General features: G+C 71.8%; 22 protein-coding genes. 18 read left to right on the top strand and 4 right to left on the bottom strand.

Annotation, left to right across the window (positions count from 1 at the left end; genetic code table 11):
- Positions 1-45: 45 nt before the first annotated feature.
- Positions 46-603 (bottom strand): DUF1285 domain-containing protein, encoded by a 558-nt coding sequence (locus tag HCC78_RS09575; protein WP_172328546.1) that lies wholly within the window; start codon positions 601-603, stop codon positions 46-48.
- A gap of 102 nt (positions 604-705) precedes the next feature.
- Between HCC78_RS09575 and HCC78_RS09570 the strand changes: the two genes are divergently transcribed.
- The 5 genes from HCC78_RS09570 to HCC78_RS09550 are packed head-to-tail and all read left to right on the top strand — an operon-like array spanning position 706 to position 8,391.
- Positions 706-1,713 (top strand): MoxR family ATPase, encoded by a 1,008-nt coding sequence (locus HCC78_RS09570; protein ID WP_172328545.1) that lies wholly within the window; start codon positions 706-708, stop codon positions 1,711-1,713.
- Complete coding sequence (locus HCC78_RS09565) at positions 1,710-2,654, top strand: GIY-YIG nuclease family protein (RefSeq protein WP_172328544.1); 945 nt, start codon at positions 1,710-1,712, stop codon at positions 2,652-2,654. Before HCC78_RS09570 ends, HCC78_RS09565 begins: the two co-directional genes overlap by 4 nt.
- Entirely contained in the window at positions 2,651-3,523 is an 873-nt protein-coding gene (locus HCC78_RS09560) for a DUF58 domain-containing protein (protein WP_172328543.1), read from the top strand. Before HCC78_RS09565 ends, HCC78_RS09560 begins: the two co-directional genes overlap by 4 nt.
- Positions 3,523-6,300: a DUF4159 domain-containing protein gene (locus tag HCC78_RS09555; protein ID WP_172328542.1), complete on the top strand. Its 2,778-nt coding sequence runs from the start codon at positions 3,523-3,525 to the stop codon at positions 6,298-6,300. Before HCC78_RS09560 ends, HCC78_RS09555 begins: the two co-directional genes overlap by 1 nt.
- Before the next feature lie 3 nt (positions 6,301-6,303).
- Positions 6,304-8,391, top strand: coding sequence for a hypothetical protein (locus HCC78_RS09550; protein ID WP_172328541.1), 2,088 nt, complete (start codon positions 6,304-6,306; stop codon positions 8,389-8,391).
- 224 nt (positions 8,392-8,615) lie between these two features.
- Here HCC78_RS09550 and HCC78_RS09545 read toward each other — a convergent pair whose 3' ends face one another.
- The 3 genes from HCC78_RS09545 to HCC78_RS09535 form a co-directional block, all read right to left on the bottom strand.
- On the bottom strand, positions 8,616-9,356 hold the full coding sequence (locus HCC78_RS09545; RefSeq protein WP_172328540.1) for a DUF599 domain-containing protein: 741 nt from the start codon (positions 9,354-9,356) through the stop codon (positions 8,616-8,618).
- Between the two features lie 42 nt (positions 9,357-9,398).
- Positions 9,399-10,661, bottom strand: coding sequence for an MFS transporter (locus HCC78_RS09540; protein ID WP_253949114.1), 1,263 nt, complete (start codon positions 10,659-10,661; stop codon positions 9,399-9,401).
- Between the two features lie 581 nt (positions 10,662-11,242).
- A complete protein-coding gene (locus HCC78_RS09535; protein ID WP_172328539.1) occupies positions 11,243-11,545 on the bottom strand; it encodes a hypothetical protein in 303 nt (100 codons plus the stop codon).
- Positions 11,546-11,639: 94 nt separating this feature from the next.
- Here HCC78_RS09535 and HCC78_RS09530 point away from each other — a divergent pair, with 94 nt between their 5' ends.
- The 13 genes from HCC78_RS09530 to HCC78_RS09470 all read left to right on the top strand — a co-directional run bounded on the left by HCC78_RS09530 (position 11,640) and on the right by HCC78_RS09470 (position 23,871).
- Positions 11,640-12,053: a hypothetical protein gene (locus HCC78_RS09530; protein WP_172328538.1), complete on the top strand. Its 414-nt coding sequence runs from the start codon at positions 11,640-11,642 to the stop codon at positions 12,051-12,053.
- 1,253 nt (positions 12,054-13,306) lie between these two features.
- On the top strand, positions 13,307-14,131 hold the full coding sequence (locus HCC78_RS09525; protein ID WP_172328537.1) for a serine protease: 825 nt from the start codon (positions 13,307-13,309) through the stop codon (positions 14,129-14,131).
- A gap of 131 nt (positions 14,132-14,262) precedes the next feature.
- Positions 14,263-14,727 carry an Hsp20 family protein gene (locus HCC78_RS09520; protein ID WP_172328536.1) on the top strand — a complete coding sequence of 155 codons (465 nt, stop codon included), beginning with the start codon at positions 14,263-14,265 and terminating at the stop codon, positions 14,725-14,727.
- A gap of 244 nt (positions 14,728-14,971) precedes the next feature.
- Positions 14,972-15,379 carry a DUF805 domain-containing protein gene (locus HCC78_RS09515; protein WP_216671093.1) on the top strand — a complete coding sequence of 136 codons (408 nt, stop codon included), beginning with the start codon at positions 14,972-14,974 and terminating at the stop codon, positions 15,377-15,379.
- A 193-nt stretch (positions 15,380-15,572) separates the two neighbouring features.
- Entirely contained in the window at positions 15,573-15,902 is a 330-nt protein-coding gene (locus HCC78_RS09510; RefSeq protein WP_172328535.1) for a hypothetical protein, read from the top strand.
- Positions 15,903-15,941: 39 nt separating this feature from the next.
- Positions 15,942-16,433 carry a hypothetical protein gene (locus tag HCC78_RS09505; RefSeq protein ID WP_172328534.1) on the top strand — a complete coding sequence of 164 codons (492 nt, stop codon included), beginning with the start codon at positions 15,942-15,944 and terminating at the stop codon, positions 16,431-16,433.
- 146 nt (positions 16,434-16,579) lie between these two features.
- Positions 16,580-17,758 (top strand): sirohydrochlorin chelatase, encoded by a 1,179-nt coding sequence (locus HCC78_RS09500; protein WP_172328533.1) that lies wholly within the window; start codon positions 16,580-16,582, stop codon positions 17,756-17,758.
- The gene (locus HCC78_RS09495; RefSeq protein ID WP_172328532.1) at positions 17,755-18,396 is read left to right on the top strand and encodes a precorrin-8X methylmutase; all 642 of its coding nucleotides are present in this window, start codon (positions 17,755-17,757) and stop codon (positions 18,394-18,396) included. Before HCC78_RS09500 ends, HCC78_RS09495 begins: the two co-directional genes overlap by 4 nt.
- Before the next feature lie 19 nt (positions 18,397-18,415).
- Positions 18,416-19,612 (top strand): precorrin-6y C5,15-methyltransferase (decarboxylating) subunit CbiE, encoded by a 1,197-nt coding sequence (cbiE, locus tag HCC78_RS09490; protein ID WP_172328531.1) that lies wholly within the window; start codon positions 18,416-18,418, stop codon positions 19,610-19,612.
- The gene (gene cobI / locus HCC78_RS09485) at positions 19,609-20,307 is read left to right on the top strand and encodes a precorrin-2 C(20)-methyltransferase (RefSeq protein WP_172328530.1); all 699 of its coding nucleotides are present in this window, start codon (positions 19,609-19,611) and stop codon (positions 20,305-20,307) included. Before cbiE ends, cobI begins: the two co-directional genes overlap by 4 nt.
- A complete protein-coding gene (gene cobJ, locus HCC78_RS09480; protein WP_253949113.1) occupies positions 20,300-22,099 on the top strand; it encodes a precorrin-3B C(17)-methyltransferase in 1,800 nt (599 codons plus the stop codon). Before cobI ends, cobJ begins: the two co-directional genes overlap by 8 nt.
- Positions 22,096-22,860, top strand: coding sequence for a precorrin-4 C(11)-methyltransferase (cobM, locus tag HCC78_RS09475; protein ID WP_172328528.1), 765 nt, complete (start codon positions 22,096-22,098; stop codon positions 22,858-22,860). The genes cobJ and cobM overlap by 4 nt, the downstream gene beginning before the upstream one ends.
- Positions 22,861-23,871, top strand: coding sequence for a cobalt-precorrin-5B (C(1))-methyltransferase (locus HCC78_RS09470; RefSeq protein WP_172328527.1), 1,011 nt, complete (start codon positions 22,861-22,863; stop codon positions 23,869-23,871). It abuts the gene before it with no gap.
- Positions 23,872-23,896: the final 25 nt, after the last annotated feature.

Below are 23,896 nucleotides of genomic sequence, written 5' to 3'. Positions count from 1 at the left end.
AGGGCCGTCCCTCTCCCGGACCCTCGCCGTCGCCCGGCCCCGCCGTCACTGCGGAAGGGCCGCCGCGGGCGCCACCGGGAAGAACGCGCCGCCCGACCACAGGCCGAACCAGCCGTCCTTCTCGGCGCAGAGCTCCACCAGCCGGTAGAAGCTCTTGCGGTCGATCAGCGCCTCCAGCCCGGCGCGGACATGGATGTAGGGGGAGGGCTCGCCATCGGCGCCGGTCTCCACCCGGACCGGGTGATCGGGCCCGGCCGCGACCTCGTCGCCGACATGGGTCGCAAAGGTCAGGACCTGCTCCGCGCCCTCGCCCGAGACGGTGAAATCCACCGCCAGGAAGGGCGCGTCATCGACCTGGATGCCCACTTTCTCGACGGGAGTGACCAGAAAATAGGCATCTCCCTCCTTCTTGAGAATGGACGAGAACAGCTTGACCATGGCGGGCCGGCCGATCGGCGTGCCCATGTAGAACCACGTGCCGTCGCGGGCGATGCGCATGTCGATATCGCCGCAGAAAGGCGGATTCCACAGGTGAACCGGCGGCGGGCCCTTCTTGGCGGCGCGGGCGGCGGATTTCATCAGGCTGTCGGCGTCGGTGGTCATTTCCGGGCTCACGATGTTTTGCGGTTTTCCGTCATTTGTCATTTGAAACTGTCCGGAGACGTGGCTCTATGATGGCAACATACCCCGGAATAGGAGAAAGTCATGACCGACGGAACCGACCTGGTGCAGGAGATCGAGGATCTGGGGCATGACCTGGCTGCGGCCAAGGAGAGCATCACCAAGCGGTTCATCGGCCAGGAACGCGTCGTCGACCTGACGCTGGCCGCGCTGCTCTGCGGCGGCCATGCGCTGCTGATCGGCCTGCCCGGGCTGGGCAAGACCCGCCTCGTCGGCACGCTCGGAAAGGTGATGGGGCTGCAGGACAACCGCATCCAGTTCACCCCCGACCTGATGCCCGCCGACATCCTCGGGTCGGAAGTGCTTGAGACCGCCGAGGACGGCACGCGCAGCTTCCGCTTCATCCGCGGGCCGGTCTTCTGCCAGCTCCTGATGGCCGACGAGATCAACCGCGCCTCTCCGCGGACCCAATCCGCGCTGCTGCAGGCGATGCAGGAGAAGCACGTCACCGTGGCGGGGGCGGAGCACGCGCTCGGCCAGCCCTTCCACGTGCTTGCCACGCAGAACCCGATCGAGCAGGAGGGCACCTATCCGCTGCCCGAGGCGCAGCTCGACCGGTTTCTCGTGCAGATCGACGTGCCGAACCCCGACCGCGACACCGAGCGCGACATCCTGCTGGCCACGACCGGGGTGGTCGACGCGGAATCGACGCAGGTCTTCACGTCCGAGAAGCTGATCGCGGCGCAGACGCTGCTGCGCCGGATGCCGGTGGGCGACGCGGTGGTGGAGACGATCCTCGACCTCGTCCGCGCCTGCCGTCCCGACGATCCGACCGCGCCGCAGCAGGTCAGGGAGATGGTTGCCTTCGGCCCAGGCCCGCGCGCGGCGCAGTCTCTGATGCTGACCGTGCGCGCCCAGGCGCTGCTGGAGGGACGGCTGGTGCCGACCGCCGAGGATGTCTCGCGCATGGCGGTGCCGGTGCTGACCCACCGGATGCAGCTGACCTTCGCGGCGCGCGCCCGCGGCCAGAACCTCGAGGCGCTGATCCGCACCGTCGCCGCCCAGATGACGAAGGTCGAGGCCGCGGCATGACCGATCCGGGCCGGGGCAGGTCCCTGGAGCTCTATTTCGTCGAAGGCACGCCGGACGGGCTGGTGACGGCCGAGATGTTCAACTGGACGGGCCATGTGCTGATGGTGCCGTGGGTGCGGCTGGAAACCGCGCTGCGCCGCCCCGAGGCGGGCCATACCGGCGTCCACCTGCTGATGGGCGAGAGCGAGGGCCGCGTGCGGCTCTATATCGGCGAAACCGAGCGCCTGTCGGTGCGGCTCCGGCAGCATGCCGCCGGCCGCGACTGGTGGGACCATGCGGTGCTTGTCACGGCGCGGGCGGATGCGCTCAACAAGGCGCATGCGCGCTATATCGAGGCGCGGCTGGTCGAGACCGCCCGCGGCCTCGGCCGCGATCTGGAGAATGGCAACATCCCCGGCGGGGCGGGGCTGTCGGAGGCGCAGGCGGCGAATATGGAAGGCTTCCTCTCGGAACTGCGCGTGGTGCTGCCGGCGCTCGGGGTGTCCGCTTTCGATGACCGGCGGCGCGCGATTTCGGCGTCGGCCGGCCAGATTGCCAATGACCCGCAATCCGGCAGCGGGGTGCCGGCGCCGTCGGGTGCGACAGCCTTCGAGCTTCGCATGGCCAAGCACTCCCTCGTGGCGCATGCCAGCCAGATCGGCGGGGAATTCTTCGTGCGCGAAGGGTCCTTCGCCAGAGCGGAATGCTCGGGCGCGGCGCCGCGGACCTATGCGCAGATCCATCAGGATCTCGTCGCCTCCGGCGTGCTCGTGCCCACGACGGAACCGGGGCGGCTGGTTTTCGTGCGCGACTACGCTTTCAACAGCACAAGCGCGGCGGGGGCCGTCGTCGCCGGGCGCTCCTGCGCCGGACCGGTCGAATGGCGCGTCGAGAGCACCGGCCAGACCTACAGGGACTGGGAAGCCGCGCGGCTGGCCGCGGTGACGGAGGCCGCCGCATGACCGGCACCCCTGCCGAACTGAGACATGACGCCCAGGACATTTCCGCCGCGCTGCCGCCGCTGCTGGCGGATGCGGAGCATCTGGCGGCCAACATGCTGCTGGGCGCGCATGGCCGCCGCCGCCCGGGATCGGGCGAGGAATTCTGGCAGTACCGCCCGGCCCAGGCCTTCGACGAGGCGCGGCTGATCGACTGGCGCCGTTCGGCGCGGTCGGACCAGCAGTTCATCCGGGAGCGAGAATGGCAAGCCAGCCAGACCGTGCTGCTCTGGGTCGACGGGGCGCAATCGATGGACTTCGCCTCCAAGGGCGTGCCGCCCAAGGCCGCCCGGGCGCGGACGCTGGCAATGGCGGTCGCGATCCTGCTGCTGCGCGGCGGCGAGCGGGTCGGGCTGACCGGCCTAGACGTGCCGCCGAGAACCGGCGAAATCCAGCTACTGCGCATCGCCGAGGGTCTGCTGCGCGGCGGCGGCGGCGATTACGGAGCGCCGGACATCCGCGGCATGATGACGAAATCCCGCGCGCTCTTCGTGTCGGATTTCATGGGCCCCTTCGACCGGGTCGAGGCGGCGCTGACCCAGGCGGCCGACCGCGGCGTGCGGGGCGCGCTGCTGCAGGTGCTGGATCCGGACGAGGAGGCGTTCCCCTTCGACGGGCGCACCGTTTTCGAGAGCATGGGCGGCGGCATCGCGCATGAAACGCTGCAGGCGGCCAGCCTGCGCAGCCGCTATCTGGAGCGGCTGGCCGAGCGCAAGGCGCGGCTTGCCGATCTGGCGCGGTTGACCGGCTGGCAGTTCGCCTGCCACCATACCGGCGAGAGCGCGCAATCCGCGCTGCTCTGGCTTTACGGCGCGATGGAGAAGACCCGCTGATGCTCACCCTCGGCTCCCTGGGATTCACCGCCCCGGCGCTCCTGTTCGCGCTGCTGGCCCTGCCGGTCCTCTGGGTGATCCTGCGCGCCGTGCCGCCCGCGCCGATCCGCCGCCGCTTTCCCGGCGTGGCGCTGCTGCTCGGGCTGAGCGACGACGAAAGCCAGACCGACCGCACGCCCTGGTGGCTGCTGCTGCTGCGCATGGCGGCGGTGGCGCTGGTGATCCTCGGTTTCGCCGGGCCGGTGCTGAATCCCTCCCAGACCGAGGGCGGGCGCGGTCCGCTGCTGATCCTGCTCGACGGCAGCTGGGCGGATGCCGGCGACTGGAGCCGCCGCATCGACCGGGTGGATGCGGCGCTGACCGAGGCGGCGCGCGACGGCCGTCCGGTGGCGGTCGCGGCCCTGACCGCGCTGGAACCGGGCGCGCCGGCCTTCCAGTCGGCCGAGGCCTGGCTGACCCGGCTGCCCTCGCTGCAGCCCGCCCCCTGGGAGCCCGCGCCGGAAGCGGTGGCGGACTGGGCGGCGGCGCTGCCGGACGAGGGCTTCGACACGCTCTGGCTGTCGGACGGGATCGCGCGCGACGGGCGGTCCGGCCTGCTGGCGGCGCTGGAGGATCGCGGCACTGTCCGGGTCTTCGAGGGGCCGCGTCCGGTCATGGGGCTGAAGCCCGCCGTCTACGAGGACGGCATCATCAAGCTCACAGCGATCCGCGCCCGCACCGGCGACGGGACGGAGTTCGCGGTCGCCGCCCGCGGGCTCGACCCGACCGGGGCGGAGCGCATCTTGGCCCGTGCCGCGGGCGCCTTCGAGCCCGGCGCCGCCGAGGCCACGGTGGAGCTGAGCCTGCCTGCGGAACTCCGGAACCGCGTCACCCGCTTCGAGATCGAGGCCGTGCGGTCCGCCGGGGCGGTCAGCCTGACCGACGACTCGCTGCGCCGCCGGGAGATCGCGCTGCTGTCGGGGCAGGGCGAGGGCGAGGGATTCGAGCTGCTGTCGCAGCTGCACTACCTGCGCCAGGCCCTGGCGCCGAATGCCGACCTGCTGGAGACCGACCTCGACGACATGCTGCTGGCCAATCCCGACGTGCTGATCCTTGCCGACGTGGCGCGGCTGTCGCCCGCCGAGGAGGACCGGATCGGCGAATGGGTGGAGAAGGGCGGCCTGCTGCTGCGCTTCGCCGGGCCGCGCCTGGCCGCCTCCGATGTCAGCCGCGACAGCGAGGACCCGCTGATGCCGGTGCGGCTGCGCGAGGGCGGCCGGTCGGTGGGCGGCGCGATGAGCTGGGGCGCGCCGAAGACGCTGATGCCCTTCGCCGAGGACTCGCCCTTCTACGGCCTGGAGGTCCCCGAGGAAGTGACCGTGACCGCGCAGGTGCTGGCCCAGCCCGATCCCGACCTCGCCGAGCGCACCATCGCGGCGCTGAAGGACGGCACGCCGCTGGTCACCCGCAAGGCGGTGGGCGACGGCCAGGTGGTGCTGTTCCACGTCACCGCCAATGCCGAATGGTCGAACCTGCCGCTCTCGGGCCTCTTCATGTCGATGCTGGAACGCCTCGCCGTGGCGGCGGGCAGCGCGCGGCCCGATGCCGAGGCGCTGGCCGGAACCACCTGGGTGGCCGAGGAACTGATCGACGGGTTCGGCGCCTCGGGCGAGGCGGGAACCATGGCGGGCGTGCCCGGCGAGCGGCTGGCCGCCGCGGTGCCCGCCGCAGACATGCCGCCGGGGGTCTATGCCGAGGGCGACCGCCGGCTGGCGCTGAACGTGATTGGAGCTGACACCGTGCTGACCCCGACCGCCTGGCCGGAGCGCATCCCGGTCGAGGGGCTGGACGTCCGGAAGGAAACCCCGCTGAAGGGCGGGGTGCTCTCCGCGGCGCTGCTGCTGCTGATGGCCGACCTGCTGGCCTCGATGTGGCTTTCGGGCAAGATGCCCCGGCTGCGGCGCGCAGGCACTGCGGCCTTGCTGCTGGCCGCGCTTTTCGCCGGGCTGCCGCAGGGCGGCGCGCAGGCGCAGGACGCGGCCGACGCCAAGGCGATCGCGGCCACGTCCGAGGTCACGCTGGCCTATGTCCGCACCGGGGACGCGCGGGTCGACGAGATCACCCGCGCCGGTCTGGCCGGTCTTTCCGACGTGCTCTACGCCCGCACCTCGATCGAGCCCGCCGACCCGACGGAGGTCGATGTCGAGACCGACGAGCTGAGCTTCTTCCCGCTGATCTACTGGACGGTGACGGCGGACCAGCCGCTGCCTTCGGCCGAGGCCTATGCCAAGCTGAACCGCTACCTGCGGACGGGCGGCATGATCGTCTTCGACACCCGCGACGCCAATGTCTCGGGCTATGGCGGCACCACGCCGGAAAGCCGCCGCCTGCAGGAAATCGCCGCCGGGCTCGACATCCCGCCGCTGGAGCCGATCCCCGAGGACCACGTGCTGACCCGCGCCTTCTACCTGATCCAGGACTTTCCGGGCCGCTTCGCCGGGCGCGAGGTCTGGGTCGAGGCGGCGCCGCCCGGCGCGCAGGCGGTGGAGGGCATGCCCTTCCGCGATCTCAATGACGGCGTGACGCCCGTGGTGATCGGCGGCAATGACTGGGCCGGGGCCTGGGCGACCGACGACCGCCGCCAGCCGCTGCTGCGCGTGGGCTCGGGCCTCGGCGGCGAGCGCCAGCGCGAGGTCGCCTACCGCTTCGGCGTCAATCTCGTGATGCATGTGCTGACCGGCAACTACAAGTCCGACCAGGTCCATGTGCCGGCCCTGCTCGACCGGCTGGGGAACTGAGCCATGGACCAGGTAATCTTCGCCCCGCTCGTTCCGCTCGGCCTGGTCTGGGTGCTGGCCGCCGCAGCGGCCGCGCTGGTGATCTTCGCCGCGGTGAACCGGCTGTCGGGCTGGTGGCTGCGGGCGCTGGCCGCGGTCGCGCTGCTCGGCGCCGCCGCGAACCCCTCGCTGCAGGAGGAGGACAGGGCGCCGCTGTCGGACATCGTCATCGCGGTGATCGACGAGACGGCCAGCCAGAAGCTGTCCGACCGGGCGGCGCAGACCGGGGACGCGCTCGAGACGCTGCGCGCCGAGGTCGCCGCGCGGCCCAATACCGAACTGCGCGAAATCACCGTGCACGATGCCGAGGGCAACGAGGGCTCGCTGGTGATGCAGGCGGTGTCCGAGGCGCTGGCCGACGAGCCGCGCGCCCGCGTCGCCGGGATCGTCGTCGTCTCGGACGGGCAGATCCACGACATGGCGCAGATGCCCTCCGTGCCCGCGCCGGTGCACCTGCTGATGACCGGCCACGGCACCGACTGGGACCGCCGCCTGATCGTCAAGAACGCCCCGGCCTTCGCCATTCTCGGCGAGGAATTCCACCTGACGCTGAGGATCGAGGACCAGGGCGACGTGCCGGAGGACATCGGCACGACCGCGAACCTGTCGCTGGCGCTCGACGGCGGCGAGGCGCGGACCTACCAGGTGCCGGTCGGCGAGGATATCGACCTGCCGGTGGTGCTGCCCCATGGCGGCATGAACGTCATCCAGTTCACGCTGGAGGACAGCCCCGGCGAGCTGACCGACCGCAACAACGCCGCCGTGCTGCAGATCAACGGCGTGCGCGACCGGCTGCGCGTGCTGCTGGTCTCGGGCGAGCCGCATGCGGGCGAGCGCACCTGGCGGAACCTGCTGAAATCCGACAGCTCGGTCGATCTGGTGCATTTCACCATTCTCCGCCCGCCGGAGAAGCAGGACGGCGTGCCGGTGACGGAACTGTCGCTGATCGCCTTCCCGACGCGGGAGCTGTTCCTGGAGAAGATCGACGAGTTCGACCTGATCATCTTCGACCGCTACAAGCGGCGCGGGATCCTGCCGGTGATCTATCTCGACAACATCCGCCAGTATGTCGAGGACGGCGGCGCGGTGCTGATCGCCGCCGGTCCCGACTTCGCCGGCGCCACCTCGATCTACCGCACGCCGCTGAACCAGATCATCCCGGCCGAACCGACCGCGCGGGTCTACGAGGAGGGCTTCAAGCCGCAGCTGACCGATCTCGGCCGCCGCCATCCGGTGACCGAGGGGCTCGACGCCTGGGGCGCGGAAAACGCGCCCGAAGGCGCCGAGGCGCCGTTCTGGGGCCGCTGGTTCCGGATGATCGACCTCGACCAGAAATCCGGCGAGACGGTGATGTCGGGTCCGGACGACAAGCCGCTGCTGGTGCTCGACCGGGTGGGCGAGGGGCGCGTGGCGCTGCTGGCCTCCGACCATGCCTGGCTGTGGAACCGCGGTTTCGAGGGCGGCGGTCCGCAGCTCGAGCTGCTGCGCCGCCTCGCGCACTGGATGATGAAGGAGCCGGAGCTGGAGGAAGAGGCGCTCTGGGCCGAGGCCGAGGGCCAGTCGATGACCGTGATCCGCCGCACGCTGGAGGACAGCACCGGCGACATCACCGTGACGGGCCCGGGCGGCGACAGCTGGACCCTGGTGCCCGAGGAGGTCAGCCCGGGCCGGTTCGAAGCCAAGTTCGACGCGCCGGAGATCGGGCTCTACCGCATCACCGACGGCACGCTCGACGCGGTGATCGCGCTGGGGCCGTCGGCGCCGCGGGAGTTCGAGCAGACCATCGCCTCGGGCGACGCCATTGCGCCGCTGGTCTCCGGCACGCGCGGCGGGGTCGTGCCGCTGGAGGCGGGCATGCCGGATCTGCGTGAGGTGCGCGCGGGCCGTCCTGCGGCAGGACGCGGCTGGATCGGGATCACCCCGCGCGATGCCTATGTCACCGCCGACCTGCGGGTGCTGCCGCTGCTGCCGCCCTGGGCCTTCCTGTTCCTGGCCGCGGGGCTGGTGATCGCCGCCTGGCTGCTGGAGGGACGCCGCCGCCGCGCGCTATGAGCGTCGGCCGCGTTCCGGCATCGGGCGCCGACCCGTCCTCCGGGATCCGCACCTTTCCCCGGAGGCCTCTGCCGGATCATCCGGCCGGAGACATGCGATCCCGTGCAAAGGGGCGGATCGCGCCCGGCAGCCGCCGCTCAGAGCGCGCGGCGGCGGCATGGGGGCGTGCGTGCTGTCCAGGCGCAGGGATGCGGCCTCCTGACTGCTCCGGCGGCCCGCGGGCCTCAGTCCTTGTCTGCCGCGATCTCGCGCAGGCTTTCCTCGGGGAGCTTGCCTTCCAGCAGCAGCCGCCGCGATGAGGAGGCGAATTCGCGGTGCCAGATGGTGCCCGCCGTGACTGCCGTGGTCAGCACCAGCGCCACCGGCCCGATCAGCCAGCCGAGCGCGCCGAGCGCGAAATAGACCGAGCGCAGGCCGCGGTTGTAGGAGCGCGCCGCCTCGATGTTCAGCTCCGCCGCCATCAGCGCGCGGCGCCGCGCCTCGGGGTCCGAGACGTCGTTGGGGATCGCTCCCATCATCACCGAGCAATAGCCGAAGACCCGGTGCGACCAGACGAACTTCATGAAGGCGTTGGTGATCAGGAGGAGCGGCAGCAGGATCTTGACCTCCCACAGGATCGATGCCGTCGGGCCCATCATCAGCTCGGAGGCGACCTTGTCGAGCCGGTCGGTATTGCCGATCAGCGCCAGCGCGCCGCCGATCGCGATCAGGCAGGCGGAGGCGAAGAAGGCGGTGCCGTCGCGCAGCGAGCCCAGCAGCGTCGCGTCATGCACCCTCGGGCTGCGGTCGATGTTGTTCAGCATCCAGGCGCGGCGGTACTGGCGCATCAGCCGGTTGACCGAGGGGCGGGACTGCTGCGGATGTTCGACATGCCAGCCGACCAGCCCCCAGCAGAGCAGCGTGAAGCCGGCGGCCAGGATGTCGGGCCAGGAAAGCAGCAGGAAGAGCGTCGTGATGTCCATCATGCCTCTCCCTTAGCCCAGCCGCGGCGGTCCGGGGAAGGGGCATCAGCCCGGCTGCTGCACCTCGCCGAGCCGCAGCGCCGCCAGCCCGCCGCCCGCGGCCATTGCCGCGAAGACCGCAAGCACTGCAGCAGGGCCCGCTGCCTCGGCCAGCAGGCCGAAGCCGCCGCCGAGCAGCAGCAGCGCGCCGATCGCGGTATTGGCCAGCGCCGTGTAGGTCGCCTTGCCGCCCGGGGTCTCCATGTCGGTCAGATGGGTCTTCCGGCCGATCCGCGCGCCCTGGTAGGCGATCTGGGCGGCGAAGATGAATCCGGCCGCGCCCCAGCTGCCGCCCAGCCCGCCGGTTGCGAGGCCCAGGGCCGCACCCGCGCCGAGGATCGCCGCGGCGGCGAAGCCGGCATAGGCCAGCGTCCGGCGGCTGGAGCGGTCCGAAAGCCGCCCCCACACATAGGAAGACAGGATCGAGGCGGCCGAGGAGGCGATCATCAGGACCCCCAGATTGCCCGGACCGCCGCCGCTGCTTGTACCCGCCAGCATGACGAGGAAGGGCGGGGCCAGCGAGGTGGAGATCATGAGCGCGCGGGCCAGCAGGTAGCGGCGGAACTGCGGATCGTCGCGGAACGGGCGCAGCAGCGCGCCCGCGCCGCCGGTCTCGTCCGGCTCGGCCGGGGGTTCCTCCAGCGTTGCGAAGAGCGCGCCGGCGGCCAGCCAGAGCGCGCCTGCCGCGGCGATGGAGGCTGCGATCCAGACCGGATCGCGCGGCACGATGCCGAGCCCCAGCAGCACCGCCCAGAGGAAGACCGCCGCGGCGCCGACGGTCCCGGCGATGCCCGTCAGCGTGCCGCGCGTGCCCTTCTCCACCGTGCGGGCGGTGACGTCCTTGAAGCTCGCCGAACAGGCGGCGCGGGCGCAGGCCAGCACGGCCAGCGCGGCCAGGATCGCCCAGCCGGCTGCCGCGCCCTCCAGCAGCAGCGCCGCGGCGGCCATGGAGAGCGCCGCAAGACCCTGCAGCGCAGCTCCGGCGGCCCAGACGAAGCGCCGCCGCCGGCGGCGCTCGATCGCCCGAGCAAGTGCCAGCTGCGGCAGCAGCGCGCCCGCCTCGCGCACCGGCACCAGCGCGCCGGTCAAGGCCCCGGGCACGCCGAGGGCGGAGAACAGCCAGGCCAGCACCAGCTTGGGATCGATCAGCCCGTCGGCGATCTTGGTGGCGGAAAGGCTGAGGAATTCGGTGGCGAAACGGCGAGCCGTTCCGGGGTCGGCCCCGTCCGCGCCGTCGGCGGTCAGGCGGTAGAGTGTCTGGCTGAGCATGTCCGTGCCTCGCTGGTCCTCCGGCGGAGCTAGCGCGCGGCCTGCGCAAGTCCCGTGCGACCGGGCGTCGCCGAGGCCCGGACGGTCCGCGCTCCTCTGGCCGGGTCTCCCGGATCGCCGCTATGGGGAGGGCAAGCGGAACAGGTGGCGGCAAGCCATGGCCCCGGCGCTGTTCCTGCGGGGGATACGTCCGCGCTTCGGGATCGTGGTCTCGATGCAGGGTGGCGCCGTCCGGGCCGCGATGCGGCGCGGGGCCCTGACCTTGCGCGGGCTGCTCGGGATCCTGGCGCGCATCCAAGCTCCACTCGCGGGGGCAGGCGGGGCAGAGCCTGCCTGCGACGTTGGCCGAGGTCCGTGACGGAGCCCGGGTTGGTCCGTTCGTTCGGGCGCCCATTTCGATGCATATGGACCCCGCCTGATTGCAACGCCTTGTTCGACTCTGGAAGAGGTTCGCAATTGCGGGCGCATATCCGGCTTCTCCGGGCGGCCCGATCCTTCGCCGCCGCGAGCCCCGATGGATTCCCGCGTGCTTTCTCCTCAATGCTCCCAGGACATCGGCGGCTGCCGTGCCGGTCCGCACATCAGGTCCGGAAGGCGATGGGAGCGACCTTTTCACCATCTCCAGCCAAGTTGCCGCAAGTCCTCTGGGGCAACGGCCGGCGTGATCGCCCGCGCTGTTTGCTTTGCTTCACCGCCGCGACACGCGCCGGATCGCATTCTTCGTCCCGCACGAGAACCGGCCAGACGATCCTCGCGTTCTTGCCGGCCAGCGCGACGGCCACGACATTGGCATGCCGCCGCGCGCGCAGCCGGGCGATCCGCCGTCTCCTGGCGTCCGTCGTGCCGCGCGCCTTGCCCGGCACGGCTCTCGCACCGAGGATCATCAGCGTGCGGAGGTAGCGGCCGCCGCGCTTGGAGCTCGCGCTTTCGCGGCCCCGCAGGGGCCAGGGTCGCTGCACCCTGCCGAAGAGCCGCGCCTTGCCCCCGCTCGGCCTCTGTCTCGGCACAAGTCCCAGCGTCACGCCGAAGGCGCGCCTCGAAATCTGCCGAGAGGGGCCCGATCCCTTCGATGCAGCCGATCCGCTGGCAGGCCCCGTTGTACCGGAACAGCGTCCTGATCCTGCGGTCGAAGGCGGCGATACGCTTGCCGGGCCCTGCCAGTTCGTCGCGGATTGCCATCGCGAGTTCCCGGATCATGTCCGGCACCCCGTCCTCGCGGCGGCTTTCTCCGGCGGTCCGGACAAGCGCGTTCCGCAGATGGCTGACGGTGCGGGCGATGGCCACGCCATGTTCGGCCAGCAGGCTCCGCACCCGGTTCGCCAGCCGCGTCCGACCGGAGATCAGTCTCTGCCGGATCCGGTGGACAGCCTGCAACTCGAGCCGCTCCGGTGATTTCGGTGGCGTCGTGCCGGAGCTACGCCTTCGGCATGTCCTGCATCGACGGTCGGCCGGCCTCCCCGCGGATCGCCTCGGCGCCGTTGCGGCCGTTCGGCGGGGAAGCGGCGCAGCCAGCCGGACCTCGTGGCCGAGCTCCTGGACCACCCGGACCCGGCAACGCGAACCGCTGCAGGCTTCGATGCCGACGAGACAAGGCCGAAGCCGGGCAAGGAACGTCACGGCGGCGTCGCGGCGCAATGTCTGTCTCGGCACGGTCCGGTCGTTTCGACCGGCGCCGTCAGCATGAAACACCGTCTTGGCAAGGTCGGGGCCGATCCCCATGATCTCCATGGCATGTCTCCTCTCCATCTCCATGGCATGTCTCCTCTCCGATCTATCCACTTGGAAAGTCGCGCCGCGGCTGGGCGGCGGGGTCCATGCCATTGCCCATCGAACTGCAGGCTTGCCGGGATGGCGCCGCCGATCTGCCAGCCCGGTCAGGTGGCACGGCGGTCGGCGTACGGTCACTTCCCGCCGATGCGGGCCGGTGGCCGGGACGGCCCGTCGGGTGGCACCGCCCTGACCATTCCCGCGGATCTCGCCCAAGCGCTTGCAGTGTCCGGGATGGCCTGCGACCCGCTTCGTGCCGGGGTGCCGGGGTGCCGGGGTGCCGGGGTGCCGGGGTGCCGGGGTGCCGGGGTGCCGGGGTGCCGGGGTGCCGGGACATGGGAGAGGCTGCGCGTGTCGGGCGGTGCCATGAGATGCCGGATTGTTCGGCGCCTTCGGCGATGCGCCCGTCTCGGGTCCGATGCCGTCTCCGCCGGGCCTTGGACTGCCACAAGCGCGTAGCAGCCGGGCATGCCTGTCAGCGCAGGCTTCGGCGGCGGCGCTCTCGATCCGCGATGCCGGCGCCCACGTCCATGATCGGAGCCGTTGAGCAGCACGGGGCGGTGCCACCCGGGCGCAAGGCGTCGGCGCCGGCCAGCGGCCGCAGTGGCGCGGAGGCCGGGGCAGGCGCTCCCGGTCGCAGCGGCGAGGGAGGCGGACGCTCCGGCATGATGCCGGACCGTCTGTCTGAAAGGGCGGCGGCGAAAATTCGGGCAGGCCGGGGAAGCGCCTGGCACCGCAGGGCAATGCCTTCTCCCCGGCGCGCGAATTGAGGGCGGAATGGCCGGCGGCGCGCGCGCGGACTTGATGCGCGGCCGCATCGGCGCAATGCTGGGACAGAGCCTGCAGACCTTTCCCTGCCGCCCGACCGGAATTTGCCCATGTCCGAGACGCGCAAAGACAGCCCCTCCCACGCTCCGGCCCGGCGCCGGGGCGCAGTTTGGCTGGCCATGCCGGTCCTGGCTGCGCTGATCGCCCCGGCCCTGCATGCCCGCAGCGGCGCGGCGGAACCGGGGCTGCCCGAGGGATCGGCCCGGCGGATCCTCTCGGAGGCCGACCAGGAGCCGTTCGCTGCCGTCGGGCAGATCCGGACCACGCCGCACGGGCTGCACTGCACCGCCACGCTGGTCGCGCCGGATCTGGTGCTGACCGCCGCGCATTGCATGGCGAGCCATGAGAAGGCCTGGGTGGCGGTGCCCTACCGTGCGGTGTTCTGGCCGGACTACCGCGACGGCCGCCGCGGCGCCTCCGAGATCGGCGCCGCGCTGGCGATCGGCGAGGGCTATGTCGAGACCGGCCATATAAGCGGCGACCTGGCGCTCCTGCGGCTGAAGGCGCCGATCCCGGCCGATGTGGCAACGCCGATCCCGGTCGCCGAGGAGCCGCTGCTGCGCGGGCGGGAGCTGGCGACCTTCTCCTACGGCTATGACGCGTCCTTCGCGCTGGCCGAGGAGTCTCCCTGCCATGCGTTAGCCGCGCTGGACGGGGCGGTGGTCACCAGCTGCGAGGCGGTGGGCGGCATGTCCGGTTCGCCGGTGATCGCGCGCGACGATGCCGGGGAGCCGCGGGTCGCGGCGGTGATCTCCAGCCGGATGTCGCGCGCGGGGGGGCAGCCCGGCCCGGGCCGCGCGGTGGTGGTGCCGGTCGATGCCGCGCGGCTCGCGGCGCTGGCGGCCGGGCTCTCCGCAGCGCCGGGCGGCGGCTGACCGGGCGGGGGTTGAAACCCCGCCGCAGGCTTCCCAGCTATGTCCTGCGGGACGCCCCGATGGGGGCCCGCGCTCCGCCCGTCCGACGAGGAGGGCATCACATAGGACATCGCTCAAGGAGGATATCCCCCATGCGCAGCTTCGATCTCGCGCCGCTCTACCGTGCCACGGTCGGCTTCGACCAGATTGCCGATCTGATGGACCGCGTCCTGGCCACTGACGTCAGTCGCGAAAGCTACCCGCCCTACAACATCGAGAAGACCGCGGACGACACCTACCGCATCTCGATCGCCGTCGCAGGCTTCACCGAGGCCGACCTGACCGTCGAGCTGAAGGACCATGCGCTGGTGATTTCCGGCCGCAAGGCCGAGGAAGCCGCTCCGCGCACCTACCTGCACCGCGGCATTGCCACCCGCGCCTTCGAGCGCCGCTTCACCCTGGCGGACCATGTCCGCGTGACCGGCGCCGCGACCGAGAACGGCATGCTGCATGTCGATCTGAAGCGCGAAGTGCCCGAGGCGCTGAAGCCGCGGCAGATCGAAATCGCGCGCGGCCTGGCCCGCGCCGCGGCGGAGGAACCGAAAGCCGTCAACTGACGGCCGGTCTTCCGGGGCAGGGCTCCGGGACATCGCGGGCACTCCGGCGGCTCAATTCCTGCGCCCTGCCGCCGGGCGCACCGCATCCCCTTTCGGCCCTGCCGGAGCCGCCGGTTTTCCGGCGGCTTTTCCATGTCTACCCACCCGCCGCGACAGCGGGACCCTTGGGGAAAGCTCGGGGATCTGCCACGGTGGGGCAAATTCGATTTATGCTTGCCGGCCTGCCAAGGGCGAGGGGGACGATATGGAAGACATGATTGCCGCGTTCAGGAAGGTGTTCCTGAAGAATTACGCGACCTTTGCGGGCCGTGCGTCGCGCGGCGAGTTCTGGTGGTACGTGCTGGCGGTCCTGCTGCTCAACATCATCGTCAACCTGATCGATGCCTTCGCCATCTCGCCGATGCTGGGCATGCCGGGAGATACCGGCATCCTGTCGGCCATTCTCGGCCTGGTCCTGATCCTGCCGGGCCTCGCGGTCTCGGCGCGGCGGCTGCACGACACCGGCCGCTCGGCCTGGTGGCTGCTCCTGTGGCTGCTTCCGGTGATCGGTTTCCTCGTGTTGCTCTATTTCTACGTGCAGCGCAGCGACGAGGGCGCGAACCGCTTCGGCGCGCCCGATCCCTGGATTGCCCCGGCAGGGGGTGCGGCCTGACCTGAGGGACAGGCTTGCCGTCCCGTTCGGCCCGCGCCATGTTCGCAGCGGCGCCGGGGCGGACGGCAGGTTGACGGAAGCGCGGACGGCCTCGGCACGGCACTCGGGATGTTTGCTTGCGGCGGCCCGCTGCGGGGAAGGCAAGTGCGCGCGACGGGGCGGCTGCCGCGGCTGGGCAGGGCGCCCCCGCCGGATGGCCGGCGCATTTCCGCGGGCCCTGACCGGGGCAGGGACGGAGAGCGACCAGCGCCCGCTGAACACGAATGCCGGGCTTCTGATCGGGCTCCGGTTCGGCGGCCCGGCCATCACTTGGAACCTCGTCCCCATTCATGCGGATTTCAGCCAGCACGGCGCCTGGGCCGAAGTCGAACGATCCGCCAAGCGGATTGCGGATGCCAATGGCAGCAACTTCATGGATGCCGCGATCGGATGCGAAAATGGCCATGGCGTGCGGAGACCCACCGCGTTCGCCGTCGGGACCAGTGCCGCCGCAGCGCCGGGCGCTCAGATTGCGTGGAGCTGAGCCCTGCAGCATCGGCGGCCGGCCGCGGTGCAAGAGCCGGTGCACAACCCCGAGTGCGTGAAGATCTGCAACGACATGGGGCTGCTCGGCTCGAGCGGCCGGGAGGCGGAAGACGTGCCGGATGCGGCACGGCTCCGGTTGCCCGCGGCCGTGGCCAACCGGCGGCATGCCGTCCTCGGCCACATGACCTTCGTCACGGGGGAGTTGAACGTCGGCGGGCAGATCGGCAACGGCATGCCGCTCAACGCGGCACAGCGCGGGCTCATGCTCTGCGTGACCGGGCTGTTGAACGGCGGCTGCCTGAGTCGGGTCAGGTCGGGGATCCCGTCCCGGTCCGCTGCCCGAGGCCGCCGGGTACCAGGGGCTCAGGTCGACTGTGGTGCCGATGGCGGCCGGACCGGGACGCAACGCCTTCGGCAACGCGCAGGTGCCCAGCGGGCCGTGCAGCCAGCCGAAGGACGCCACGCAGTGATCCGCGCGGGCCGGGGCGCGACCTCCGTCGCGCTTGCGGCAGGGCGCGCCGCCTGCTAGGCCCGCCTCCGACGATGCCGCGAGGCTAGCAAGGAAATGGCGGGGCGCCGACCCAATCCGGGGGCGGGCCGCCATGTCGTCCGGAGGGGCAGCGCCGCTGCCTCCTGATGGCTTGCAACCTCGGGCGATGCATGAGGAGCGAGCCGATGACCAGCCATTCCCACGACACCCCCGAGAAGATCGGCGTCATGCTTTGCGGCCACGGCTCGCGCAGCGAGGCGGCGGTGGCGGAATTCGCCGTGCTGGCCGAGAAGCTGCCCCGGTACCTGCCGCCCGAATGGGAAGTCGACTACGGCTATCTCGAATTCGCCAACCCGGTGATCCGCAAGGGGCTCGACAACCTGCGCGAGGCGGGCTGCACCCGCATCCTCGCGGTGCCGGGGATGCTCTTCGCCGCGATGCATGCCAAGAACGACATCCCCTCCGTGCTGAATGCCTATGCCGCCGAGCATGGCGTCAAGGTCGAGTACGGCCGCGAACTGGGCGTCGACCCGCGCATGGTGCGCGCGGCCTCGGCCCGGATCGAGGCGGCCATCGCCGAAGCGGATGCGGCGCAGGGCGAGGTCGCGCGCCATGACACCTGCCTGGTGGTGATCGGCCGCGGTGCCTCCGACCCGGACGCGAATTCCAACGTCTCGAAGATCGCCCGGCTGCTGTGGGAGGGCATGGGCTTCGGCTGGTGCGAGGTCGGCTATTCCGGCGTGACCTTTCCGCTGGTCGAGCCTGCGCTCGAGCACGCGGCGCGGCTGGGCTACAAGCGCGTCGTCGTCTTCCCGTATTTCCTCTTCACCGGCATCCTGATCGACCGCATCTACGGCTTCGCCGACATGGTGGCCGCGGCACATCCGGAAACCCAGTGGGTGAAGGCGGGCTATCTCAATGACCACCCGGACGTGCTGGCCACCTTCGCCGAGCGGGTGACGGAAATCCTCGGCGGCGACACCGCGATGAACTGCGCGATGTGCAAGTACCGCACCCAGGTCCTGGGCTTCGAGGCCGAGGTCGGGATGGCGCAGGAAAGCCACCACCACCATGTCGAGGGGCAGGGCGCCTCTGCTCCGGGGTCGAATGTCGCGGATTGTCAACTCTGCGATACCTTCTGCACCGGGGCTTGCAGGCTGGATGCAGGCCACCAACATCACGACCATGACGGGCATGGGCACCATCACCACCACGACCACGGCCATTCGCATGGCCACGACCACGATCATGAAAATGGCCACCACCATCACGGCCACGGTCACCACCACCACCCGGCCTATCCGCATGCGGACCACCCGCTCGGGCCGGAAAGCGTGCGCAAGCACCTGAAGGACGACGCATGAGCCTTGCCTACGAGCGCGACCCGGCCCGCATCTACGCGGAGAGCTTCGCGGCCATCGCGCGCGAGGCACGGCTCGACCATCTCGATCCCGAAGCGCATGACATGGCGATCCGCATCATCCATGCCTGCGGCATGGTCGAGGTCGGGGGCGAGCTGATCGTCAGCCCGGGCGCCATGGCGGCGGGACGCGCCGCGCTGCGCGCGGGCAAGCCGATCTTCTGCGACGCCGAGATGGTGGCGCGCGGAATCATCGCCCGCGCCCTGCCGCCGGGCGTGCAGCCCCGCGTCACGCTCAACGACCCCGAGACCCCGGCGCTGGCCGCCGCGCTCGGCACCACGCGCTCGGCGGCGGCGACCGAGCACTGGAAGCCCGCGCTCGAAGGCGCCGTCGTGGCGATCGGCAATGCACCGACCGCGCTTTTCCATCTGCTCGAAGGGCTGGAGAAGGGCTGGCCGCGCCCGGCGCTGATCCTCGGCTTCCCGGTCGGCTTCGTCGGCGCGGCGGAGTCGAAGGAGGCGCTGGCGCGCCTGCCGCACGGCATTCCCTTCGCCACGCTGCCCGGGCGCCGCGGCGGCTCGGCCATGGCGGCGGCGGCTGTGAACGCGCTGCTGCTCGGGCTGAAGGGCGACGGCACATGAGTTCGGGAAGGGCAGCAGGATGACCGCCCCCTGGCTCGACATCATCGGCCTCGGCGAGGACGGGCTTCCGGGCCTCTCCCCCGCGGCCCGCACCCGGCTGGAAACGGCCGAGGTGGTCTATGGCGCGCCGCGCCACCACGCGCTGGCGCCCGGCCTGCGCGGGGAGCGCCGCGCATGGCCGAGCCCGTTCAGCGCGCTCGAGGCCGAGATCGCCGCGATGCGCGGCCGCCCGGTCGCGGTGCTGGTGACCGGCGACCCGATCTGGTTCTCCGCCGGGACCCGCTTCCTCAAGGCCTTCCCGCGGGAGGAGCTGACCCTGCATCCGCAGCTGTCCGCCTTCCAATGGGCGGCGGCGCGGATGGGCTGGGGCCTCGCCGACGCGGAAACCCTGACGGTCCATGGCCGCCCCGCGGAACAGATCCTGCCCTTCCTCGCTCCGGGCCAGCGGCTGCTGGTGCTGACCCGGGACGGCAGCAGCCCGGCGGAGATCGCGGATCTGCTCTTCCGCGCGGGCTTCGGCCCCTCGCGGCTGTCGGTGCTCGCCCATCTCGGCGGTCCGGAGGAATCCCGCATCGACGCCACGGCCGAGGCCTGGGAGGGCACCGCGCCCGACCTGCATGTGCTGGCCATCGACTGCCGGAGCGCGCCGGACCACGTGCCGCTGCCGCTGACCGGTCTGCCCGACGATGCCTTCATCCATGACGGCAAGATGACCAAGCAGGAGATCCGCGCTGTCACGCTCTCCGCGCTCGCACCCCGCCGCGGCGCGGTGCTGTGGGATATCGGGCTGGGCTGCGGCTCGGTCGCCATCGAATGGATGCGCGCCGCCCGCGATGCGCAGGCGATCGGGATCGAACCCTTGCCTGCCCGCATCTCGCTGGCCGCCGCCAATGCCGCGCGGCTGGGCGCGCCGCGCCTGAAGATCGTCGAGGGCAAGGCGCCCGAGGCGCTGGCGGATCTGCCCGCGCCCGATGCCGTCTTCATCGGCGGCGGCCTGTCCGGGGCGGCGGTCGAGGCCTCGCTTGCCGCGCTGAAGCCCTACGGCCGCCTCGTCGCCAATGCGGTGACGCTGGAATCCGAGGCGCTGCTGCTCGAGCTCCATGCCCGCCACGGCGGCACGCTGCGCCGCATCTCGGTCGCCCGCGCCGAACCGGTCGGGCCGTTCCGCGGCTGGAAGCCCGCCATGCCCGTCACCCAGTGGAGCCTGACCCTATGACCGGTACCCTGCATGGCGTGGGCGTCGGCCCCGGCGATCCCGAGCTGCTGACGCTGAAGGCGCACCGGCTGATCGCCGGCGCAAGCGCCATCGCCTATCCCGCGCCCGACAGCGGCGACAGCTTCGCGCGGCGCATCGTGGCGCAGTACCTGCCTGCGGGCGTGCGCGAGATCCCCATCGTCATCCCGATGCGGGCCGAGCGCTTTCCGGCGCAGGAGGTCTATGACCGCGCCGCCGCCGAGCTGGCCGCGATCTTGGAGGCGGGCGAGGACGTGGTGGTGCTCTGCGAGGGCGACCCGTTCTTCTACGGCTCCTTCATGTATCTCTTTTCGCGCCTCGCGGACCGCTTCCCCGCCGAGATCACGCCCGGCGTCTCGTCGCTCGGCGCGTCTGCGGCCGGTGCCGCCCGCGCCCTCTGCGCCCGCGCCGACGTGCTGACCGTGCTGCCCGCGACGCTGCCCGAGGAAACCCTGCGCGACCGGCTCTCCGCCACGGATGCCGCCGTGCTGATGAAGCTCGGCCGCCATTTCCCCAAGGCTCGCGCGGTGATCGACGCGCTCGGCCTGACCGGGCGCGCGGTGCTGGTGCAGCATGCCTCCCTGCCGGACCAGCAGGTCTGCCCGCTGTCCGAGGCGCCCGATGCGGTGCCGTATTTCTCCATGATCCTCATTCCGGGAAAGGATGCCCATGTCTGAGCCCGTCATCCTCAGCCTCACCCAAGGCGGTGCCGAGCTGGGAGACCGCCTTGCCGCGCGCCTCGGCTGGCCGCATCTGGCCCGCGCCGACCTGGGCAAGGACGTGCCCGGCGCCATCGCCGCGGAGTTCCTTGCGGGCAGGCCGGTCGTCGCGATCTGCGCCGCGGGCATCGTGATCCGCGCGCTGGCGCCGTTCCTGGCCGACAAGTGGTCCGACGCCCCGGTCGTGGCCGTGGCCGAGGACGGCTCCGCCGCGGTGCCGCTGATCGGCGGGCACCACGGCGCGAACCAGCTGGCCGCGCGCATCGCCGACTGTCTCGGGATCCGGGCGGCGCTGACCACCGGCGGCGATGTCCGCCTGGGCGTGGCGCTGGACGAGCCGCCCGCAGGCTGGGTTCTGGACAACCCCGCCGATGCCAAGGCCTGTGCCGCGGCGCTGCTTTCCGGTGCGCAGGGCGAACTGGCGGGCCGCGCCGACTGGCTGGAACCGCTGGTCGAGGATGGCCGCGTGCTGGCCGAGCCGGGCGGCGGCGACACCGTGGTGCTGCGCGTGCCGGGCACCGAGCCGCTGGTCTGGCGCCGCCAGGGCCTGGTGCTGGGCGTCGGCTGCGCCCGCGGCTGCGATCCCGCCGAGCTGATCGCGCTTTGCGCGGAGACGCTGGCCCAGGCGGGGCTGTCGCAGGGGCAGGTGGCTTCCGTCGCCTCGATCGACGTGAAATCCGACGAGGCGGCGGTGCATGCGCTGGCGGCCCATCTTGGCGTGCCTGCACGGTTCTTCCCGGCGGCGCGGCTGGAGGCCGAGACCCCGCGGCTGGCCAATCCGTCCGATGTGGTCTTTGCCGAGGTCGGATGCCACGGCGTGTCCGAGGGCGCGGCGCTGGCGGCAGCCGGCGAGGGCGGAACTCTGGCGGTGGAGAAGGCGAAAAGCGCCAATGCCACCTGCGCGCTCGCGTGGCTCGGCGCGGGTGAGGAGGGCTGCCCGCGCGGCGCGCTGGCCGTGGTCGGCATCGGCCCGGGGCAGGCGTCCTGGCGCACGCCGGAGGCGTCGCGGGCCATCGCCGAGGCCGAGCTGCTGGTCGGCTACGGGCTCTATATCGACCTGTTGGGTCCGCTGGCGAAGGGCAAGGCCCGCGCCGATTTCCCGCTGGGCGGCGAGGAGGACCGCTGCCGCTTCGCGCTGGAGGAAGCCGCAAAGGGCCGCCGCGTGGCGCTGGTCTGTTCGGGCGATGCCGGCATCTACGCGATGGGCGCGCTGGTGATGGAGCTGCTCGACCGGCCCGAAAGCGCGCATGGCGTCTCGGCCGCGGCGCGCCGGGTCGAGGTGGTGAACTGCCCCGGCGTTTCGGCGCTGCAGGCGGCCTCGGCCCGCGCCGGGGCGCTTCTGGGCCATGACTTCTGCACGATCTCGCTGTCGGACTTGCTGACGCCCCGAGCGGCGATCACCAAGCGGATCAAGGCCGCGGCCGAGGGCGATTTCGTCATCGCCTTCTACAACCCTGTCTCGATGCGGCGCCGGACGCTGCTGGCCGAGGCGCGCGACATGCTGCTGCTGCACCGTCCCGCCGACACGCCGGTCCTGCTGGCCTCGCATCTGGGACGGCCGGACGAAAGCCTGCGGCTGCGCCGCCTCGCCGATCTGCAGGTCGACGAGGTCGACATGCTGACCGTCGTCCTGGTCGGCGCATCGACCAGCCGCGCTGTCCTGTCGGGCGACCGCTCCAAGGGGGCGGACGGGCACTGGCTCTACACGCCGCGCGGCTATGCGAAGAAACTCGAGGAGGCAACGGCATGACCGTCTATTTCATCGGCGCGGGGCCGGGCGATCCCGACCTGATCACAGTCAAGGGCCAGCGGCTCATCGCCTCCTGCCCGGTCTGCCTCTATGCCGGCTCGCTGGTGCCGCCCGCCGTTGTCGCGGGCGCGCCCGAAGGCGCGAAGGTGATGGACACCGCGCCGATGCATCTCGACGAGATCATGGCCGAGATCGTCGCGGCGCATGCGCGTGGCGAGGATGTGGCGCGGGTGCATTCCGGCGATCCGTCGCTCTACGGCGCGATTGCCGAGCAGATCCGGCGGCTGCGCGCCGAAGGCATCCCCTTCGAGATCGTCCCGGGCGTGCCCGCCTATGCCGCGGCGGCGGCGGCGATGGGGCAGGAACTGACCGTTCCCGAACAGGCGCAGACGGTGATCCTGACGCGCACCTCGATGCAGTCGACCGGCATGCCCGAGCACGAGGATCTGGCGACGCTGGGGCAGTCCCGCGCCACGCTGGCCATCCATCTGTCGATCCGCAACCTGCTGCATATCGAGCGGGAACTGGCGCCTCTCTACGGCGCGGACTGCCCGGTGGTCGTCGCCTACCGCGTCGGATGGCCGGACCAGGCGTTCCTGCGCGGCACCCTGTCGGACATCCGGTCCAAGGTCCGCGCGGCGAAGCTGACGCGCACCGCGCTGGTCTTCGTCGGCCGGGTCTTCGAGGAGACCGACTTCCCGGACAGCGCGCTCTACGACTCCGCCAAGCCGCATGTGCTGCGGAAGGTGGAGAAGGCCTGAATGGCCGAGACGCCGCTCCGCACCGGCTTCACCACCGGCGCCTGCGCCACCGCGGCAGCGGCGGCGGCGGCAGGGTGGCTGAGGTCGGGGCGGTGGCAGGACCCGGTCGAGATTGTCCTGCCGCGCGGACAGGTGGTCCGCTTCGCGCTGGCAGAGCGGCGCGAGGGCGGCGACTGGGCCGAGGCGGGCGTGATCAAGGATGCGGGCGACGACCCGGATGTGACCCATGGCGTGACCGTGCGGACCCGGGTGCGCCAGATCGGCGGCGCGGGCGTGCGGTTCCTCGCGGGCGAGGGCGTCGGCACGGTGACGAAGCCCGGCCTGCCGATCCCGCCCGGCGAGCCCGCGATCAACCCGGTGCCGCGCGAGATGATCGCCAAGGCGCTCGGCCCGGGCGGCTGGGAGGTGACGGTCTCCATCCCCGGCGGGGCGGAGATCGCGGCCAAGACCTGGAACCCGCGCCTGGGGATCACCGGCGGGCTGTCGGTGCTGGGCACGACTGGCATCGTGCGTCCGTTCAGCTGCTCGGCCTGGATCGCCTCGATCCATCGCGGCGTTGACGTGGCGCGCGCGGCGGGGCTCTCCCATGTCGCGGGCGCCACCGGGGCGACCTCGGAAAGGGCGGCGCAGGCACATTTCGGCCTGCCGGAGCATGCCATGCTCGACATGGGGGATTTCGCAGGCGGGATGCTGAAATACCTGGCGCGCCATCCGGTGGCGCGGGTGACGGTCGCGGGCGGGATCGGCAAGCTGGCGAAGCTGGCGCAGGGCGCCATCGACCTGCATTCCTCGCGCAGCCAGGTGGATTTCGCGGCGCTTGCCCGCCTGGCCGGGCGGCCGGAGCTTGCACGCTGCAACACGGCGCTGGAGGCGCTGAGCCTGCATCCGCCGCTGGCTGCGCTGGTGGCCGGGGCAGCGCGGGAGGCGGCGCAGCGCCTTGCCGGGCCGCGGTGCCGGGTGGATGTGCTGCTGGTGGACCGCGCGGGGGCCATCCTCGCCGAGGCGCGGTGAGCGTTTTCCCCTCACCCCCGGCCCC

It is taken from the genome of Mangrovicoccus sp. HB161399, assembly GCF_013184745.1.
In the GTDB taxonomy this organism is placed as follows: domain Bacteria; phylum Pseudomonadota; class Alphaproteobacteria; order Rhodobacterales; family Rhodobacteraceae; genus Mangrovicoccus.
The sequence above is the reverse complement of the archived record's forward strand: the minus strand, read 5'-3'. Positions and strand labels throughout refer to the sequence as shown.

Excerpts from the sequence above, each read along its gene's own strand:
- HCC78_RS09520 (WP_172328536.1), top strand. The coding sequence starts at position 14,263 with ATGCGCAGCTTCGATCTCGCGCCGCTCTACCGTGCCACGGTCGGCTTC.
- HCC78_RS09550 (WP_172328541.1), top strand. The coding sequence starts at position 6,304 with ATGGACCAGGTAATCTTCGCCCCGCTCGTTCCGCTCGGCCTGGTCTGG.
- HCC78_RS09510 (WP_172328535.1), top strand. The coding sequence starts at position 15,573 with ATGGCCGGCGCATTTCCGCGGGCCCTGACCGGGGCAGGGACGGAGAGC.
- HCC78_RS09495 (WP_172328532.1), top strand. The coding sequence starts at position 17,755 with ATGAGCCTTGCCTACGAGCGCGACCCGGCCCGCATCTACGCGGAGAGC.
- cobM (WP_172328528.1), top strand. The coding sequence starts at position 22,096 with ATGACCGTCTATTTCATCGGCGCGGGGCCGGGCGATCCCGACCTGATC.
- HCC78_RS09525 (WP_172328537.1), top strand. The coding sequence starts at position 13,307 with ATGTCCGAGACGCGCAAAGACAGCCCCTCCCACGCTCCGGCCCGGCGC.
- HCC78_RS09555 (WP_172328542.1), top strand. The coding sequence starts at position 3,523 with ATGCTCACCCTCGGCTCCCTGGGATTCACCGCCCCGGCGCTCCTGTTC.
- HCC78_RS09535 (WP_172328539.1), bottom strand. The coding sequence starts at position 11,545 with ATGATCCTCGGTGCGAGAGCCGTGCCGGGCAAGGCGCGCGGCACGACG.
- HCC78_RS09560 (WP_172328543.1), top strand. The coding sequence starts at position 2,651 with ATGACCGGCACCCCTGCCGAACTGAGACATGACGCCCAGGACATTTCC.
- HCC78_RS09515 (WP_216671093.1), top strand. The coding sequence starts at position 14,972 with ATGGAAGACATGATTGCCGCGTTCAGGAAGGTGTTCCTGAAGAATTAC.
- cobI (WP_172328530.1), top strand. The coding sequence starts at position 19,609 with ATGACCGGTACCCTGCATGGCGTGGGCGTCGGCCCCGGCGATCCCGAG.
- HCC78_RS09545 (WP_172328540.1), bottom strand. The coding sequence starts at position 9,356 with ATGATGGACATCACGACGCTCTTCCTGCTGCTTTCCTGGCCCGACATC.
- cobJ (WP_253949113.1), top strand. The coding sequence starts at position 20,300 with ATGTCTGAGCCCGTCATCCTCAGCCTCACCCAAGGCGGTGCCGAGCTG.
- HCC78_RS09575 (WP_172328546.1), bottom strand. The coding sequence starts at position 603 with ATGACCACCGACGCCGACAGCCTGATGAAATCCGCCGCCCGCGCCGCC.
- HCC78_RS09540 (WP_253949114.1), bottom strand. The coding sequence starts at position 10,661 with ATGCTCAGCCAGACACTCTACCGCCTGACCGCCGACGGCGCGGACGGG.
- HCC78_RS09570 (WP_172328545.1), top strand. The coding sequence starts at position 706 with ATGACCGACGGAACCGACCTGGTGCAGGAGATCGAGGATCTGGGGCAT.
- HCC78_RS09500 (WP_172328533.1), top strand. The coding sequence starts at position 16,580 with ATGACCAGCCATTCCCACGACACCCCCGAGAAGATCGGCGTCATGCTT.
- HCC78_RS09565 (WP_172328544.1), top strand. The coding sequence starts at position 1,710 with ATGACCGATCCGGGCCGGGGCAGGTCCCTGGAGCTCTATTTCGTCGAA.
- cbiE (WP_172328531.1), top strand. The coding sequence starts at position 18,416 with ATGACCGCCCCCTGGCTCGACATCATCGGCCTCGGCGAGGACGGGCTT.
- HCC78_RS09470 (WP_172328527.1), top strand. The coding sequence starts at position 22,861 with ATGGCCGAGACGCCGCTCCGCACCGGCTTCACCACCGGCGCCTGCGCC.